The sequence below is a fragment of the Streptococcus gallolyticus subsp. gallolyticus DSM 16831 genome, from assembly GCF_002000985.1.
Classification (GTDB): domain Bacteria; phylum Bacillota; class Bacilli; order Lactobacillales; family Streptococcaceae; genus Streptococcus; species Streptococcus gallolyticus.
Map to the genome: position 1 here is coordinate 2,428,371 of NZ_CP018822.1, position 16,421 is coordinate 2,444,791.

The window sequence follows — 16,421 nt, forward strand, 5'->3', positions numbered from 1 at the left end:
TATGATAACTTATTTTTTACTGCTTCAAACGTTTTCTTTCAGCTAGTCTCGTTTATTTCTTATTTTTATGTTAAAATAATATGACTAACTAATTTAGGAGAAACTCATGGATACAAAACGTACAATTGCTGAACGCATTCAAAATATTGTTCCAGAATTAGACCAAGAACAAATTATTAATCTACTTGAAATTCCAAAAAATTCTGATATGGGTGACCTTGCTTTTCCTGCTTTCTCATTAGCAAAAATCCTTCGCAAAGCACCCCAAATGATTGCTGCTGATGTTGCCGAAAAAATGGATGCAACTGGCTTTGAAAAAATCGAAGCTGTTGGTCCATACATCAACTTCTTCCTTGACAAGAAAAGCATTTCTGCTGATGTTTTAGGTCAAGTTATTGCAAACGGAAGCGACTATGCTAGTCAAGATTTAGGAGAAGGGCGTAACGTTGCTATCGATATGTCAAGCCCAAACATTGCTAAACCATTCTCAATTGGACACCTTCGTTCAACCGTTATCGGTGATAGCCTGGCTAATATTTTTGAAAAACTCGGCTATAAAGCTGTTAAAATCAATCACCTCGGTGACTGGGGTAAACAATTCGGTATGTTGATTGTTGCCTACAAAAAATGGGGTGACGAAGAAGCTGTTAAAGCTCACCCAATCGACGAACTCTTAAAACTTTACGTTCGCATCAATGCCGAAGCTGAAACACAACCAGAACTTGACGAAGAAGCTCGCGAATGGTTCCGTAAATTGGAAGCTGGCGACGAAGAAGCTATTTCACTCTGGCAATGGTTCCGTGACGAAAGTCTTGTTGAATTCAACCGTCTTTACGATGAACTCGGTGTTTCTTTTGATAGCTTTAACGGGGAAGCATTCTACAACGATAAAATGGACGAAGTTGTCGATATCTTGACAGAAAAAGGACTTCTTGAAGAATCTCAAGGTGCTCAAGTCGTTAACCTTGAAAAATATGGTATCGAACACCCAGCTCTTATCAAAAAATCTGACGGTGCAACACTTTACATCACACGTGACTTGGCTGCCGCTCTTTATCGCAAACGTACTTACGACTTTGCCAAAGCCATTTACGTCGTTGGTAACGAACAATCTGCTCACTTCAAACAATTAAAAGCGGTCCTTAACGAAATGGGATTTGAATGGAATGAAGATATTACTCACGTTCCATTTGGACTTGTTACTAAAGAAGGTAAAAAACTGTCAACTCGTAAAGGTAATGTTATCCTTCTTGAACCAACAATTGCCGAAGCTGTCAAACGCGCTGAAGACCAAATCAATGCTAAAAATCCTAACCTTGCTGACAAGGAAGCAGTCGCTCACGCTGTTGGCGTCGGTGCTATCAAATTCTACGATTTGAAAACAGACCGTTTGAATGGCTATGACTTTGACCTTGATGCTATGGTATCATTTGAAGGTGAAACTGGACCTTACGTACAATATGCACACGCACGTATCCAATCTATTCTTCGTAAAGCTGAGTTTACACCATCTGTCAACCAAGTTTACAGTCTTGATGATGCTGAAAGCTGGGAAATTGTAAAACTTATCCAAGACTTCCCACGTATCATCAAACGTGCCGCTGACAACTTTGAACCTTCTATTGTTGCAAAATTTGCTATCAATCTAGCCCAAAGCTTCAACAAATACTATGCACACACACGTATCCTTGATGAAAGCCCAGAACGTGATAGCCGCCTAGCACTTAGCTACGCTACTGCAACTGTTCTAAAAGAAGCGCTCCGTCTGCTCGGCGTTGAAGCACCAAACGAAATGTAATTATTTCTTTATAAAAGCAAAGAGAACGAGATTATTTTTCGTTCTTTTTCTCTTGATATTTTTCTATCAAAATTATAAACTGTAAGCATAACAACAAAGGAGATTTTATTTATGGAAAAAGGAAATCAATTAATGGAAAAACTCAGTAAAGCCTATGCTAGCCTGCCAGATAACGAGCCACTGAAAGCAGATATTTTTGCAGTAGCGCAGGATTTAGAAAAAAATGAAAATGACCAGTTGGCACGTACAAAACTGGCACATGCCATTTCTCAACATTTACTAACACATCATCTCAAAACAGAATCTGAAATCACAGCACTTTACAACGAAGTTGCTGACAGTCCTGAAAAATATAAAGGGAATGCCGCTTTAGCTATCATGCTAGGTAGCCTATTTCACCCCTAACAAAAAAGCCGTGTTAAACGGCTTTTTTCATTTGTCTAAACTCATTTTTTCTGAGCATTTAACCAATCAAAAATGTTGTCATAAGCTGTTCCGTCAACTTTTGCGGTGCTTGTTCCACCATTAGTTTTATTGTTTGGTGAAAAACCTGAAAGGTCGTCAGCCTCTTTAATATCAGAAACGCTCTGTACACCAGACACCTTATCATTGAAGAAATACGTCCATGACCAATGTCCAAGATAAGAGGTATCTTTCATGTCTGAACCTTCAACGCTTTCATAATATGAGAACCACTTATTCGTTGCTCCGCTATCTACTAAAGCTTTATAGATTGGTAAAGAATAATCGCTTGGATTGACAACCGTATCATTAGCGGCATGGATAAACCAAATTGGAATATCTTTAAGCGCAGCAATTTTATCCTCGTCAAAGTAGATATCATCTGTTTTGACAAATGCTGTGCCAGACAAGCTTGTATCACTAGGAACAGTTGTATAAGTACCGTCCTCATTACGCTGATATTGATAGTAAGAATAAGCTGCCGCCTGCGGAACAAGCGCTGCAAAATAATCTGGATTATTGATAGCCAAATTAAGCGTCATGTAACCACCATTTGAACCACCAGTTAAATAAATACGGTCTGTATCCACATCTGAATGATTCGAAACGTAATCCTTAATAGTATCCATGAGTACCTCTGTGTAGCGAGACACACCTGCCCCCGCTCCATTTGTACCATCACCCTCATCCATCCAATACGTTGGGGTTTGAACCGCTAAAACATAGGCTCCCGTTTGCTTACCTGCTGTAAAATGTGATTGGATATCATCCTTAGCAAGCGCTACAACTTCATTTCCCAACAATGTAATATCGGTATCTGTACCGCCTTCGCCTTGCCCATGTAGCCAGATAATCAAAGGATTTTTCTTTCCATTTTTCAAACTTTCTGGTTCATAAGCGGCATATTGAAGGGTGAGTTCTTCATCTTGATTGGTCAACGGATTCGTGTAAGTTCCAGAATAAGACCCACGATTGCTAAATGCTGCTACATCTGTTGAAATGCGATTGTTAATAGCGTTACTCTCACTGTCAAGCTCGCTTTCTTCGCCGTTTACAGTTACTGTCAACCCTTGAATTGAAACCGTGTAATCACCTACCCATGTATTATGGAAATTTTCCATGTTGTAAAAGAAAGGACTGGCAACACCAGAATTTGATTCGGTGTCAAAAGTAACTGGCATTTGAATAGTGACGTACTTACTATCTTTGGTAACTTTTTTTCCATTTTTATCAGATAAATAAACCTTGCTGACTTGGCGTTCTGTACCTGCCGTTGTAACAGTGACATTTTCTTTTGATACTTTAGAGACTTTACTGTCTAACTTTACAACAACTTTTGGTACTGCTGGACCAAATTCATACCCCTTTACAACAATTGATGTTTTAGCAATAGCAACATCAGTGTCAGCAGATACAACTTGACTTCCTGCAAACACTCCCAAAAAACTAACAGCACTCAAAACGATTCCCTTTGAAATTGATTTTTTCATGTCAATCTCTCCTCCTAAATAAAATTACAGGTGCTTATATTTTGCGAAAATACTTTCCACAATGAACACAAGTTCTCCAAAGAATTTCTGACAAAAACAAAAACCTAAATCTAATCAACAGAAAAATAGAGGAACGATTGGTGCTATTCCTAATTTTCTTGTTAGATTTAGGTTTTGCCTGCTTGACCAGTAACAATCCTTACAAGGATCATCATACCATAAAAAGAGCTGAATAAAAAGCGCTTTCAAAACTTTCAATAGCATATCATTAAATTGTCAGACTATAATATCAAAAAAAGAAAAGGCAAATGAAAATTCACCTCTTCTTTTCGTTATTAATTACAATTTATCATAATTTTTTCGTCGAATTTTGAAATCAGATGACACAACCTCATCAACATCAATGATTGAGATAAAAGCATCTGGGTCTAAATCTGCCATAATGGCTTTAACATCACGGACTTCACCTGGATTTAAGACCACATACAAAATATTTTTTTCGTTTCCAGAGTAAGCCCCTTGGCCATTCAGATAAGTGACCCCACGATTAATGCCATTAAGAATAGCTTGCGCAGCTTCTTCAGATTTTTGTGTGATAATAATCATGCCACGCACTGTGTAACCACCATTTTGGACAATTGTCAGAACTTGACTGTAAACAAAGCTTGCTACCAACGTGTAAAGCATATGTTGTAAATCAATGTAAACCAGCGACGCTGTAAGAACCACGGCATCGACAAAAAGCAGTGTCTGACCAAGTTTGAAACCGAATTTTTCTTCGATAACGCGTCCGATAATATCTGTTCCGCCCGTTGTAGCTCCGTAACGAAAGACTAATCCACTACCGACACCAGAAAATAAACCAGCAACGACAGCAACCAACATCATATCATTTTCGAGAACAATCTGAATCGGCACACGTTGCCAAAACCAGATAAACCATGACATCAAAACAGTGCCATAAATGGTTAGCGCTAGCGATTTTCGTCCAAAAATTCGCGCCCCTAGAATGAACAAAGGAACATTCAAAATAAGTGACGAATAAGCAGGGTTGATTCCGTAAAGAGCATGGGCAATCAAGGTTACACCCGCAACCCCACCTTCAGCAAGAGCATTTGCCATATTAAATTTGACAAAACCGAAAGTATAAATGGCTACACCTATGGCAATTAACACCAAACTTCTTATTTGTCCAAGCTTTTCACGAACCATGTCTCATACCTCCAAAACAAAATTTTCTGCGTCTTGTAAATTATAACGCCATAAACAAAGAAGCTGAGAACTTTCTCAACCTCTTAATCCTCAACAAAACGTCCAATAATATGAACATTTTCAGCAACTGAAACAAAGGCATTTGGGTCAGTTTTTTTCATCAGATACTTAAAGTCGTTATATTCCTCGCGAGTAATAATAGCCAACAAAATTGCTTTTTTCTCATGATTATAAGTTCCTTCGGCATCATTGATTTGTGTCACCCCACGATGTAATTTGGTGTGAATCATCGCAATTACCTTTTCAGGCCGGTTGGTCACAATCGTTGCTTGCATTTTCTTCTGCTTAGTGAAAATAGCATTTGTCACACGGCTAGAGACAAAGATAGTCACCATAGAATAAAGGGCATATTGCCAACCAAATAAAATGCCAGCAAAAATCATGATAACACCATTAACCATGAGAGAAATGCTTCCCACATCACGGCCTGTCTTTTTCCGAATGGTCAAACTAATGATATCAGTACCACCACTTGAAATACGAGATTTTAAACTAAAGCCAACACCAGTCCCCATGACCAAACCACCAAAAATGGCATTAACCAGGGGATCAGTCGTCAGAGTAATTTCAGGAACAATTTGAATAAAGAAAGAACTCATCGAAACTGTAATGAGTGTAAAAACAGTGAATTTATGTCCGATTTTATACCAAGCTAAAACGAGCAACGGCACATTAATCGCATAAAAAACAACTGAAATTGGCAGCCTAAAGCCAATTAAACGCTCACTAATCGCCGATAAAACCTGTGCAAAACCAGTTGCACCACTTGAATAAACGTGTCCTGGTTGGAAGAAGAAATTAACCGCAATTGCCGATAGCAAACCATAAAAAAGAGAAGCGGAAACTTTTTCCGCATACTTCTCTCTTGAAATGCTCTGCATTGTCTTTAACAGACCATATCTTTCTGCCCAACGGCTAACAATAAACTTTGTTTTCTTTTTCAAAGATGTTTTCTTAATCATTGTTTTCGATTGCTAAAGCCAATTCATCTAATTGTTTATCTGAAACAAGACTTGGTGCTTGTGTCATTGGATCCGCAGCTTTATTATTTTTAGGGAATGCAATGACTTCACGAATGTTATCTTCACCAGCAAGAAGCATAACGAAGCGGTCAAGACCGATAGCAAGTCCACCATGTGGTGGGAAACCGTAGTTCATAGCTTCTAACAAGAAACCAAATTGGTCATTTGCTTCTTCTGCTGTAAAGCCAAGCGCTTTAAACATACGTTCTTGCAATTCTTTTTGGTTGATACGCAAGCTACCGCCCCCAAGTTCATAACCGTTAAGAACGATATCGTAAGCAACTGCACGTACTTTAGCAAGGTCACCTTCTAATTCATGAGCGGATTCTTCAGTTGGCAATGTGAATGGGTGGTGAGCAGACATGTAACGTCCTTCTTCTTCAGACCATTCAAACATTGGCCAATCAACAACCCAAAGGAAATTAAATTTAGAGTTGTCAACCATGTCAAGTTCTTTAGCGATACGAGTACGAAGAGCACCAAGAGTATTATCAGCAACTTCAAGAGTATCGGCAACGAAAAGAACCAAATCATTTTCTTCGAGTTGTAAACTTGCTGTCAACTTATCTTCGATACTTGTTAAGAATTTAGCAACTGGCCCAGTAATCGCACCATCAGTAAATTTGACCCATGCAAGACCTTTGGCACCAAATTGTTTTGCAAATTCTGTTAATTTATCAATGTTTTTACGTGAGTATTTATCCGCATTCCCCTTAACAACAATAGCTTTTACAACTGGAGCTTGTGAGAACACTTTGAAATCAACATCCTTGACAACTTCTGTCAAGTCTTGTAAAAGCATTTCAAAACGAGTATCAGGTTTGTCTGAACCGTAGTTGTTCATTGCATCGTCATAAGACATACGTGGGAATGGCAATGTGACATCAATTCCTTTTGTATCTTTCATGACTTTAGCAATCATTCCTTCAGTGATATCTTGGATATCTTGGTCTGACAAGAATGATGTTTCCATATCGACCTGTGTAAACTCAGGTTGACGATCACCACGCAAATCTTCATCACGGAAACATTTAACGATTTGGTAGTAACGATCAAAACCAGCATTCATCAACAATTGTTTTGTGATTTGTGGACTTTGTGGCAAAGCGTAAAAGTGACCTTGGCTCACACGACTTGGTACCAAGTAGTCACGCGCACCTTCTGGAGTTGATTTTGTCAACATTGGTGTTTCAACATCAATGAATTCTAACTCATCCAAATAGTTACGGATTGAGTGAGTAACTTTTGCACGTAATTTAAAGTTGTTAAGCATTTTTGGACGACGAAGATCCAAATAACGGTAACGTAAACGATTTTCATCACTAACTTCAACATCATCTTTAATTTCAAAAGGTGTTGTTTTAGCCGTATTCAAAACTGTCAATGCTGATACTTTCAATTCAACAGCACCAGTTGGCAAGTTTTTATTTTCTTGTTCACGTTGTGCAACTTCACCAGTAACTTCGATAACAAATTCGTTACGAAGGCTTTCAGCTGTGGTCATAACATCACTTGAAACTTCCTCTGGATTAATGACTAATTGCATGATACCTTCACGGTCACGAAGGTCGATAAAGATAAGCCCACCTAAATCACGACGACGACCAACCCAACCTTTTAAAGTAATTTCTTGGCCGATATGTTCACTACGAACACGACCAGCATACATTGTACGTTTCATTGATATGTTTCTCCGTTTTTTAATTTATTCATTCCCACCTATTATAGCAAAAAGCACGTAAAAACCCCACCCATGCGGGGGAGTTTTTTAAATTCTTTTCTCACTTAAGCCTTTTCATTAATAATTAAAGTGCCTAAGTATGTATAAAGAAGAAATTTAACCCAATTTATTCAATACTTCAGCGAAGTTGTTTGTAATTTCGTCAAAGCTTACGGTCACTTCTTCGCGAGTTTTATTATTTTTCACAGCTACTTGACCTGCTTCAATTTCACTTTCACCTAAAGTGATAATTGTTTTAGCATTAAAGGCGTCTGCTGATTTGAATTGCGCTTTGATTTTACGTCCAAGGTAGTCACGTTCTGCTGAGAAACCTTGGTTGCGGATAGCTTGAACAAGTTCCAATGCTTTAAGGTTTGCACCTTGTCCCAAAACAGCAATGTAAACGTCCATTTCTTTTTCAACTGGCAATTCAATACCTTGTTTTTCGAGGATAAGAAGCAAACGTTCAAGACCAAGTCCAAAACCAAAACCTGGTGTTTCTGGTCCGTCAAAGTATTCAACGAGACTGTCATAGCGACCACCAGCACAAATTGTCAATTCAGATTTATCAACAGTTGTGATGAATTCAAAGATAGTGTGGTTATAGTAATCAAGACCACGAACCATGTTTGTATCAATGACATATGGGATATTGAGAGTTTCAAGCATACTACGCACAGCATCAAAATGAGCTTGGCTTTCGTCATCAAGATAATCAAGGATTGATGGTGCGTTTTCAACAGCAATCTTGTCTTCTTTTTCTTTTGAATCAAGGACTCGAAGTGGGTTTTCATCTAAACGACGTTGACTGTCTTTTGACAATTGCTCACGCATTGGCGTAAGGTAATCAATCAAAGCTTGACGATATGCCGCACGGCTAGCTGCACTTCCCAAAGTATTCAAATGAAGCGTAACATCTTTAATGCCCAGCGTTTGGAACAATTGGTAAGCCATCGCGATTGTTTCAACGTCTGTGGCAGGATTTGCTGAACCGAAACACTCAACGCCAACTTGATGGAATTCACGCAAACGACCAGCTTGTGGACGTTCGTAGCGGAACATTGAGCCGATGTAGTACATCTTAACTGGCTTTTGAACTTCTGGTGCAAATAATTTATTTTCCACAAAAGAACGCACAACAGGGGCTGTACCTTCTGGACGCAAAGTAATATGGCGGTCACCTTTATCGTGGAAATCATACATTTCTTTTGTCACGATGTCCGTTGTGTCACCAACAGAACGGCTGATAACCTCATAATGTTCAAACATTGGTGTACGAATTTCGCTGTAATTGTATTTTTTAAATGTTTCACGCGCAACAGCTTCCACGTATTGCCACTTAGCGCTTTCGCTAGGTAAAATATCCTGTGTTCCTTTAGGTTTTTGTAATTTCATAAATTTAAGACATATTGGCACCAAATTTAAACAAATTTAGCTCCTAATTCCTTTCTACTATTGTAGCGATTCAATCATTTCTATTTTATCACAAAAACAAGTTATACAGAAGAATAGTCTGTTCTTTTTTAGGATTTTCTTATGAATTATTCCTTGATGACTTTCGTTTTTAACTAGCAGCCAAGCATTAATAACCACACTCGCACCTATTTACAATTTTTTTGTCAAGTAACTTTACTTTACAAAAAAGATATGTTATTATGTTAAAGTTGATTAAAAATCAAGAACAAAAAAATATTATCGGAGGAAATAAAACATGGCAGTACCTGCACGTCACACTTCAAAAGCGAAGAAAAACAAACGTCGTACACACTACAAATTGACTGCTCCATCAGTTAAATTTGACGAAACTACTGGAGATTACTCACGTTCTCACCGTGTATCACTTAAAGGATACTACAAAGGACGTAAAATCGCTAAAGCAGCTAAATAATAGAAGGGAGATACCATGCGCGTAAATATTACACTTGAACACAAAGAATCTGGTGAACGCTTGTACCTTACTTCAAAAAACAAACGTAACACTCCAGACCGTCTTCAATTGAAAAAATACTCACCAAAATTGCGTAAACACGTAATCTTTACTGAAGTTAAATAATTGAATACATTAAAAGCCTATGAAATCAACGTTTCTAGGCTTTTTTAGTTCAAAAATAGCATTTTTGACTGATTGGATATTAAACCAAATCATTTTTATCTCAAAAATTTTGAAAATTGAGTTTCTCCTTGTATAATTAAAGTAACCCAAAGGAGGAATAACATATGATTATTAAAACAGTTACTTTTGGAGTAAAAGCTGCTGCTAAAGATAAATTTGAACAAAAATTCCGCAACGACGCTATCTCGCTCAAAAATTGGGAAACATGTTTAGGAAACGAGGTCTGGATTCAAGATAATTCTGATACAAATAGTGTTTCCTTTACTGCCGTTTCACGTTGGGACAACCAAGACGATTTCAAAGCTTGGTTGAAACGTCCTGAACATATCCAACATCACAAAGAGCAACACTTCAAAAAAGAAGATTCACCTATTTTAAAGAAAAGCGTTCAAGAATATGCTGTTCTTGAGGATTAATAATCAAAATGCAACCGTATGTAACGGTTGCATTTTTGATAAACTGATTTCAGCTACTGTAAACTTGTTGTAAAGAACAATGTTTGTCACTTGTGTACACCAACAGTTATCAAAGACTACTTTACAACAAAGTTGACACCGTTGTAAAGATACTGCTATCATGCTAATCTTTCCTTACACATTATAATTCTTTCTCAAAGGCAATATCACCACGTTCAAAAGGAAATTTTTCTTTATCAACAGGAATCTCAGTAAAGCCAAATTTGCGATAAAGATGAACAGCAGATAGACATTTTCGATTGGAAACAATGATAAGTTTTGGCAAATGAAGGGACTCCGCATACTCAATGCACGCCTTTAAACAAGCACTCCCTGCACCGCTGCCAGCAAATTCGCTTTTTGCTGCAAATTTCATGATTTCCCAATCCCCATCTTCTCTTGGAGCGACCATACACGATGCCATAACAGCTCCCTCATCATTTAAAGCAAAGAAAATCTGACCACCATTTTCAATATAATGCTCAATATTAGTTAACTCGCGTTCATCTTCTGCTTCTACCGTAAACATTTCAGAAATCCAAGCAAGGTTCATTTCCACAAAATCTTTTTTATATTTTTCATCATACGGTACAACTTTCATTCCACTACTCTCCTTGTACTGAATTTTTTCCCAATATTTTAGTAATTAAAGTCATTGCTTCTGCTAATTGTTTCTGCTCTGAATAACTCAATGTCGCAATAATATCGCCAATTTCTTGATTAGATTTTTCAATAAAATCTCGCGCACGTAATTTCCCTGCATCAGTCAAAAAAAGATGATAAGCTCTCCCATCTTCCTTTGACGTTTGGCGATAAATATAACCTTTTTTCTCGTGATTTTTCAAAATCCTACTCAAATAGCTTTTATCAATATTCATCTCTTGGGCGATATGTGTTGCTGTACAGCCTTCATTTTCATAAATTTCAAAGAAAATCCTTGCTTCCGTCACGGAATACTCAGAACCCAAATAATGATTACCGAGTAAATTCATAAAAGGCATATACATGCGATTAAAGGCACGTATCGAATAAATGGTTTCTCTATCTGGCATTATTCTCTCCTTTTAGTGGACTTTATCAACTATATTTTAAGATTTTTAGTGGATTTTGTCAACTAATTATCGCTATTTAAGCTTAATAGACCTCAATAGCATTAAAAATACACGTATGAACTCTCCTACATATAAAATTCTTATACATTATGCTTGACTTGCTGCTTATTTTTCTATATTCTATATGTAAAATAATTATATATAAAATTTTTACATATCAAAAAGGAGTTTTCATGTATTTTCCAACTTCGGCAACTGTTATCGAATTCCTCATTTTAGCCATTGTTGACAAAGACGACTCTTACGGTTATGCCATTAGCCAAACCATTAAGCAAATTGCTAACATCAAAGAATCCACCTTATATCCAATTTTAAAAAAACTGGAAAAAGCGGGCTATTTAACCACTTATCAACAAGCCTACCAAGGACGTAAACGAAAATATTATGCTATCACAGCAGCTGGTAAAGAACAGTTGACCTTTCTCAAAAAAGAATGGCAACGGTACAAAGAAAAAGTCGATGAGATTATTGAAGGGAGATTAGAGGATGACAAAAGTTGACTATTTAGCAAAATTAGATAAATACCTACGTAAGTTACCCAAAGAGGATTACCAAGAAGCTATGGACTACTTTAGTGAATACTTTGAAGAAGCTGGTCCAGAAAATGAAGCACAAGTTATCGCCGAACTTGGAACACCAAAAGAAGCGGCGCGAGACATCATTAGTCGTTTGCTTGACGAAAAAATCATCGACCAAGAAAAGACACCTAAAAGCAGAGTATCTATGGTTTGGCTTGCTATTTTAGCGGTTATTATCACCCCTGTTGCTCTCCCACTGGCTCTTGTTCTTTTCTTAGCCGTCATCACTATCCTAGCTCTTGGAGTGGCGGCTATCGCTGTTGTCCTTTCCTTTGGGGTTGTCTTTCTGACTTCTGGAATTTACATGCTATTTGACAGCTGGTCTTACCTGAGCATTTCATTTTCCGCAACTGCTCTTAGTTTTGGTCTAGGACTTTTAGCTCTCGGTTTATCATTACTAACCCTCCTTGCTGCAGGAGCTGTTTGTAAAGTAGTTGGACGTAGCATTGTCAATTTAGCACGAAAGACAGCAAACAAAAGGAGAAAATTATGAAATCGTGGACAAAGACTATTTTAGGCATTGGCGTTAGTTGTAGTTTATTAGGAGCAGCCCTTGCAGGTTATGGTTTCGCAACTGGTGGACTCTCTGATTTAGAAAATAGCACCGATATGGTAGGAAATGTAAACTATCAAAAAGCTAACCTTGACAATTTCAGTAAAATTGATATTGACAGCACAACATCTGATGTCATCATTTCAAAGGCCAATATTGACAAACCCTTTATTTCTTACTCAGACAATAAAAAAACACCTGTCAACTACGAAGTCAAGGATGACACCCTTACTGTAAAGCAAACAGGAACTCGTACCCAAATAGGGAATGCAAATATTCATTTTCTGAGTTTAAAAGATATTATTGGCATTGCTAAAACTGGTATTATCGAAAATTCACATACAATCGTTATCTCTGTTCCTCAGGATACAGACCTCACTTCAGTCAAAGCTAATCTTAGCTCAGGAGATTTGGACATCAGTCAGCTTTCACTTGATAATGTAATGCTCGAACTTCTGGCTGGGGAACTAACGTTGACCAACACAACCCTCAATTCAGGAACAGTAAACATCACCTCTGGGGATGCTGAAATTGAGAACAGCAACTTAACAAACGTCGCCTTTTCAATTACAACTGGTGATATTGATTTAGAAAATAGCCAAGCTTCTAACACAACCTTTGAGTTAAGCATGGGAGATTTTTCAGCCAATGCCGCCACCTTCAAAAATGATAACACCATAACAATGACTACTGGTGAGGTTGACATTACTCTTGCCAGCAAAGATTTGAAAGTATTAATGACAAATCTTCTAGGCGATGCTGATATCACTTCAAACTTAAATCAATCAAGTAAAAACACGTTGACAATCGACGGAAACGTGGGTGACATTACAGTTCAATAAAACTTAAAAGACATCGCATTTGCGATGCCTTTTAAGTTTTAAAATAACAACGTCAGTAAAGCTAAAATGGCTAAACCGCCTTGCTTTAAAATAATTTTACGGTCTGCGGTCAAGCTACCATAAAGGGCAACAAGAACGACATTTACTAGAAAAACAGTTACCAAAGTAGCATTAGCTGTAAAGATACCGTAAATCAGAAAAACGGCAATCAAGCCATTGTAAACACCTTGATTTTTAAATAAATTACTTACAGACTCACGTTCTAATTCTTCTTGCGATAGTCCAAAAACACGCGCTGTTGCAGGTGATTGTGTTGCAACTGTTTCTAAATACATAATGTAAAAATGTTCCAAAGCAACCAATAATGACAAAATAATAGTAATAAGTGACATCGTTTCCTCAATCTAAATAGCAAATTAATCATTTACATCGCTGTAAATATATTGTAAAGAAAGGCTGTCTTAATCAGCATTCTCTAGTTAACTCATTAAGTGTATAAAAGTTCCCTTCATTTTTCAAATAATCTGATTGTAAAAACTAAGAACATCGTTTATATCAAAAAAAGATTGAAGAAATTGTCCAAAATGAACGTTTTCTTCAATCTAGTAATCTTAATTTTCTGTTTTTGGTTGTCTGTAAATGATAAGTCCAAGTACCATGAAAGCAACAAGGAATGCTGAAAGAACACCGACTTGTGTACCAATTGAACCTGTCATCGAAATGGTTTGACGTAAGCCCGTTACAATGTAAGTCATTGGCATATATGGGTGAACAACTTGGAAGAACTTAGGACTAAGCTCGATTGGATATGAACCACCTGCAGAACCGACTTGAAGCAATAGCATAATAAGTGATAGGAATGAGCCATAACGATTATCCCAACCAACTAGAGCCGTTACAAGAGCCATTAACGTCCAACCACCTAAGATGATAAGGAGGATTGTTTTCCATTCGTAGTTAGCCTCAAATCCAAGGAATTGAATAGCACCATACAATACTAATGAACCAACCGTTGAAATCAATCCATTAATAAAGAGTTTTTGTTTTGCCCATTCAAAACGATTTTTCACAGGACGTCCTGACAATGAGCTTGCAAAGATAACGTTCGTTGAAAGGGCAACTACCATAAGTGATACTGCAATCATGTAAGGTGCCATACCAATACCATTTACTTTCACGCTATCATTATCTGTTTCTTTTGTTGATACAGGGTTAGAAACCAATTTAGCATTCTTATTTGTTACAGAAACGAGTGATAGTTGGTCACTTGCCTCTGAAAGTGATGATGTCAATGTTGAAATACCACTTGTCAATGTTGTCAAGCCACTTGTCAACGTATCACTACCAGCAGCTAACTGACTTGAACCAGAAGCCAATTCTTCCGCACCAGATTGCAATTGAGAAGCTCCACTTGTCAACTGACTATTGCTAGCAGCCAATTGATTAGCACCAGAAGCTACTTGGGAAACACCACTTGTATAAGTTGTTACCCCTGTCAACAATTCGCTTGCGCCACTACTTAGTTTAGTATTAAGCGTTGAGATTCCTGAAGCAATTTGACTACTTCCAGGGACAAGTTGTGTTGTAGTAGCTGTATTAACCTGATTTAAACCAGTAGATAATGTTGTCAAGGCTGTAACAGCACCAGGTAATGCTACATTTGACTGATTTGCAATTTGAGAAACGCTCGTTTGTAACTTAGTTACCTTACTTGATAAAGATGATGATAACTCTGTTAAAGCAGTTTCCATTGTTTGAACATCTGTTAAAATTTGCTGTGCTTGTTGACTGACACTATTTCCTGAAGTATTTAATGCATTAACTAACTCAGCTTGTTGTGTTGCATCTAAACTTTGGTAAGCAGCTGTTTCTTGAATAGCAGTCAATCTGGCTGAACTATCCTTTTCTTCTGCCTTCAAAATTCCCTGAGCTTGTGAAGCAATATCACTTAAAGCAGTCGAAATTTTTGTAGTATCAACTTCAGTAGAAATCTCAGAAACTGAAGCATTTAATTGTTGAATTCCAGCATTTAATTGTGGTAAACCTGAAATTAATGACTGAATATTTGCAGATTCTTCTGCTGAAAGTGTTGTCGCTGTTGCTAACTTCTGTAAACCATCGGTTAAACTATTAGCACCATCAACTAATTGTTGTACTTGTGCAGAACTTTCTTTTAGTTGAGCTACACCACTTACAAGTGCTGCTGAGTTACCATCTAATTCATTTGCTCCACTCGCTAAACTTGACACGCCGTTTGTATAAGTTGTCAAGCCGCTTGAAAGTGTCGCTGTTCCGTCTGCTAAAGTTTGGCTGCCTGACGCTGCTGTGTTGAGGTTATCTGTAATGGTTTGACTACCAGATTCAAGCTGTTGGCTTCCTGAGAGCAATTCATTGCCACCGTCACTTGCTTCTTGTAAACCATCTTGTAAACTAGACATGCTCTTGAATACAGCTTTTGTATAAGTTTCTGTGATATTTTCAGAAACAGTATCTTTAAGCTTGGTCATCGCAGATTCGCTCATTTTAGAAGCGACAAAGCTACGTCCAGCTGTTGTTTGATAATTAATTGTCAATTTTTCAGGGTCATCTGTCAAAAGGCTGGCTGCCTTTTCAGATAAATCCTCTGGCAATGTGATAACCATATAGTAATCACCATTTTCCAGACCCTCTTCTGCTTTTTCTGCGCTAACAAAGTGATAATCTAAAGCTTTATTTTTAGACATACTGTCCACCATATCATCACCGATTGATAGCGTTTGGTCATTTAAAGTTGATGACTTATCTTGATTGACAACTGCTACTGGCAAATCGTCAACATTTCCGTAAGGGTCCCACATAGAACCCAAGAAAGATAAGTTATAAAGTGCTGGAATAAGAGCAACACCAATCATTGTTACCCAAAGTTTTGGACTTTTTATAAGTGCTTTTAATTCTTCTAACATATTTTCTCCTAATTTGGACACAGTGTTCAAAAATTATGATAAAATATATTATACAGAGATAT

At 37.5% G+C, this 16,421-nt stretch carries 17 protein-coding genes; 8 read left to right on the forward strand and 9 right to left on the reverse strand.

The features are described from left to right. Nucleotides 1-106 precede the first annotated feature (106 nt). On the forward strand, nucleotides 107-1,798 hold the full coding sequence (argS, locus tag BTR42_RS12100) for an arginine--tRNA ligase (protein WP_009855176.1): 1,692 nt from the start codon (nucleotides 107-109) through the stop codon (nucleotides 1,796-1,798). 111 nt (nucleotides 1,799-1,909) lie between these two features. Next, the gene (locus tag BTR42_RS12105; protein WP_009855177.1) at nucleotides 1,910-2,203 is read left to right on the forward strand and encodes a bacteriocin immunity family protein; all 294 of its coding nucleotides are present in this window, start codon (nucleotides 1,910-1,912) and stop codon (nucleotides 2,201-2,203) included. Nucleotides 2,204-2,244: 41 nt separating this feature from the next. On the opposite strand, the gene BTR42_RS12110 is transcribed toward BTR42_RS12105, so the two are convergent. The 5 genes from BTR42_RS12110 to hisS all read right to left on the reverse strand — a co-directional run bounded on the left by BTR42_RS12110 (nucleotide 2,245) and on the right by hisS (nucleotide 9,159). Beyond that, the gene (locus BTR42_RS12110; protein ID WP_077497932.1) at nucleotides 2,245-3,750 is read right to left on the reverse strand and encodes a prolyl oligopeptidase family serine peptidase; all 1,506 of its coding nucleotides are present in this window, start codon (nucleotides 3,748-3,750) and stop codon (nucleotides 2,245-2,247) included. A 339-nt stretch (nucleotides 3,751-4,089) separates the two neighbouring features. Continuing rightward, entirely contained in the window at nucleotides 4,090-4,962 is an 873-nt protein-coding gene (locus BTR42_RS12115; RefSeq protein ID WP_009855179.1) for a YitT family protein, read from the reverse strand. 83 nt (nucleotides 4,963-5,045) lie between these two features. Continuing rightward, the gene (locus BTR42_RS12120; RefSeq protein WP_009855180.1) at nucleotides 5,046-5,984 is read right to left on the reverse strand and encodes a YitT family protein; all 939 of its coding nucleotides are present in this window, start codon (nucleotides 5,982-5,984) and stop codon (nucleotides 5,046-5,048) included. Further along, nucleotides 5,977-7,725 (reverse strand): aspartate--tRNA ligase, encoded by a 1,749-nt coding sequence (gene aspS, locus BTR42_RS12125; RefSeq protein ID WP_077497934.1) that lies wholly within the window; start codon nucleotides 7,723-7,725, stop codon nucleotides 5,977-5,979. Before aspS ends, BTR42_RS12120 begins: the two co-directional genes overlap by 8 nt. Before the next feature lie 156 nt (nucleotides 7,726-7,881). Then, complete coding sequence (gene hisS, locus BTR42_RS12130) at nucleotides 7,882-9,159, reverse strand: histidine--tRNA ligase (protein WP_061458175.1); 1,278 nt, start codon at nucleotides 9,157-9,159, stop codon at nucleotides 7,882-7,884. Between the two features lie 316 nt (nucleotides 9,160-9,475). Between hisS and rpmF the strand changes: the two genes are divergently transcribed. From rpmF to BTR42_RS12145, 3 genes are all read left to right on the forward strand, one after another. Then, complete coding sequence (gene rpmF, locus BTR42_RS12135; protein WP_003066947.1) at nucleotides 9,476-9,652, forward strand: 50S ribosomal protein L32; 177 nt, start codon at nucleotides 9,476-9,478, stop codon at nucleotides 9,650-9,652. A 15-nt stretch (nucleotides 9,653-9,667) separates the two neighbouring features. Further along, complete coding sequence (gene rpmG / locus BTR42_RS12140) at nucleotides 9,668-9,817, forward strand: 50S ribosomal protein L33 (RefSeq protein ID WP_002262412.1); 150 nt, start codon at nucleotides 9,668-9,670, stop codon at nucleotides 9,815-9,817. A 164-nt stretch (nucleotides 9,818-9,981) separates the two neighbouring features. After that, nucleotides 9,982-10,293 carry an antibiotic biosynthesis monooxygenase family protein gene (locus BTR42_RS12145; RefSeq protein ID WP_077497936.1) on the forward strand — a complete coding sequence of 104 codons (312 nt, stop codon included), beginning with the start codon at nucleotides 9,982-9,984 and terminating at the stop codon, nucleotides 10,291-10,293. 181 nt (nucleotides 10,294-10,474) lie between these two features. On the opposite strand, the gene BTR42_RS12150 is transcribed toward BTR42_RS12145, so the two are convergent. Further along, nucleotides 10,475-10,933: a GNAT family N-acetyltransferase gene (locus tag BTR42_RS12150; RefSeq protein ID WP_077497938.1), complete on the reverse strand. Its 459-nt coding sequence runs from the start codon at nucleotides 10,931-10,933 to the stop codon at nucleotides 10,475-10,477. 4 nt (nucleotides 10,934-10,937) lie between these two features. After that, a complete protein-coding gene (locus tag BTR42_RS12155) occupies nucleotides 10,938-11,384 on the reverse strand; it encodes a MarR family winged helix-turn-helix transcriptional regulator (protein ID WP_074658562.1) in 447 nt (148 codons plus the stop codon). A gap of 233 nt (nucleotides 11,385-11,617) precedes the next feature. On the opposite strand from BTR42_RS12155, the gene BTR42_RS12160 reads away from it, so the two are divergent. Genes BTR42_RS12160 through BTR42_RS12170 form a run of 3 tightly spaced genes read left to right on the forward strand, consistent with a single transcriptional unit; the run spans nucleotide 11,618 to nucleotide 13,417 of the window. Next, nucleotides 11,618-11,944: a PadR family transcriptional regulator gene (locus tag BTR42_RS12160; RefSeq protein ID WP_012962637.1), complete on the forward strand. Its 327-nt coding sequence runs from the start codon at nucleotides 11,618-11,620 to the stop codon at nucleotides 11,942-11,944. Further along, the gene (locus tag BTR42_RS12165; protein WP_077497940.1) at nucleotides 11,931-12,515 is read left to right on the forward strand and encodes a DUF1700 domain-containing protein; all 585 of its coding nucleotides are present in this window, start codon (nucleotides 11,931-11,933) and stop codon (nucleotides 12,513-12,515) included. Before BTR42_RS12160 ends, BTR42_RS12165 begins: the two co-directional genes overlap by 14 nt. Next, nucleotides 12,512-13,417: a DUF4097 family beta strand repeat-containing protein gene (locus BTR42_RS12170; RefSeq protein ID WP_077497942.1), complete on the forward strand. Its 906-nt coding sequence runs from the start codon at nucleotides 12,512-12,514 to the stop codon at nucleotides 13,415-13,417. Before BTR42_RS12165 ends, BTR42_RS12170 begins: the two co-directional genes overlap by 4 nt. 38 nt (nucleotides 13,418-13,455) lie before the next feature. Here the strand turns inward: BTR42_RS12170 and BTR42_RS12175 are convergent, their stop codons facing one another. Beyond that, nucleotides 13,456-13,809 (reverse strand): DUF1304 domain-containing protein, encoded by a 354-nt coding sequence (locus BTR42_RS12175; RefSeq protein WP_077497944.1) that lies wholly within the window; start codon nucleotides 13,807-13,809, stop codon nucleotides 13,456-13,458. A 219-nt stretch (nucleotides 13,810-14,028) separates the two neighbouring features. Then, nucleotides 14,029-16,359, reverse strand: a complete 2,331-nt coding sequence (locus BTR42_RS12180) for a YhgE/Pip domain-containing protein (RefSeq protein ID WP_077497946.1) — start codon at nucleotides 16,357-16,359, stop codon at nucleotides 14,029-14,031. Nucleotides 16,360-16,421: the final 62 nt, after the last annotated feature.

Excerpts from the sequence above, each read along its gene's own strand:
- BTR42_RS12105 (WP_009855177.1), top strand. The coding sequence starts at position 1,910 with ATGGAAAAAGGAAATCAATTAATGGAAAAACTCAGTAAAGCCTATGCT.
- BTR42_RS12165 (WP_077497940.1), top strand. The coding sequence starts at position 11,931 with ATGACAAAAGTTGACTATTTAGCAAAATTAGATAAATACCTACGTAAG.
- BTR42_RS12180 (WP_077497946.1), bottom strand. The coding sequence starts at position 16,359 with ATGTTAGAAGAATTAAAAGCACTTATAAAAAGTCCAAAACTTTGGGTA.
- BTR42_RS12110 (WP_077497932.1), bottom strand. The coding sequence starts at position 3,750 with ATGAAAAAATCAATTTCAAAGGGAATCGTTTTGAGTGCTGTTAGTTTT.
- BTR42_RS12150 (WP_077497938.1), bottom strand. The coding sequence starts at position 10,933 with ATGAAAGTTGTACCGTATGATGAAAAATATAAAAAAGATTTTGTGGAA.
- rpmF (WP_003066947.1), top strand. The coding sequence starts at position 9,476 with ATGGCAGTACCTGCACGTCACACTTCAAAAGCGAAGAAAAACAAACGT.
- BTR42_RS12120 (WP_009855180.1), bottom strand. The coding sequence starts at position 5,984 with ATGATTAAGAAAACATCTTTGAAAAAGAAAACAAAGTTTATTGTTAGC.
- hisS (WP_061458175.1), bottom strand. The coding sequence starts at position 9,159 with ATGAAATTACAAAAACCTAAAGGAACACAGGATATTTTACCTAGCGAA.
- BTR42_RS12155 (WP_074658562.1), bottom strand. The coding sequence starts at position 11,384 with ATGCCAGATAGAGAAACCATTTATTCGATACGTGCCTTTAATCGCATG.
- BTR42_RS12170 (WP_077497942.1), top strand. The coding sequence starts at position 12,512 with ATGAAATCGTGGACAAAGACTATTTTAGGCATTGGCGTTAGTTGTAGT.
- argS (WP_009855176.1), top strand. The coding sequence starts at position 107 with ATGGATACAAAACGTACAATTGCTGAACGCATTCAAAATATTGTTCCA.
- aspS (WP_077497934.1), bottom strand. The coding sequence starts at position 7,725 with ATGAAACGTACAATGTATGCTGGTCGTGTTCGTAGTGAACATATCGGC.
- rpmG (WP_002262412.1), top strand. The coding sequence starts at position 9,668 with ATGCGCGTAAATATTACACTTGAACACAAAGAATCTGGTGAACGCTTG.
- BTR42_RS12160 (WP_012962637.1), top strand. The coding sequence starts at position 11,618 with ATGTATTTTCCAACTTCGGCAACTGTTATCGAATTCCTCATTTTAGCC.
- BTR42_RS12175 (WP_077497944.1), bottom strand. The coding sequence starts at position 13,809 with ATGTCACTTATTACTATTATTTTGTCATTATTGGTTGCTTTGGAACAT.
- BTR42_RS12115 (WP_009855179.1), bottom strand. The coding sequence starts at position 4,962 with ATGGTTCGTGAAAAGCTTGGACAAATAAGAAGTTTGGTGTTAATTGCC.
- BTR42_RS12145 (WP_077497936.1), top strand. The coding sequence starts at position 9,982 with ATGATTATTAAAACAGTTACTTTTGGAGTAAAAGCTGCTGCTAAAGAT.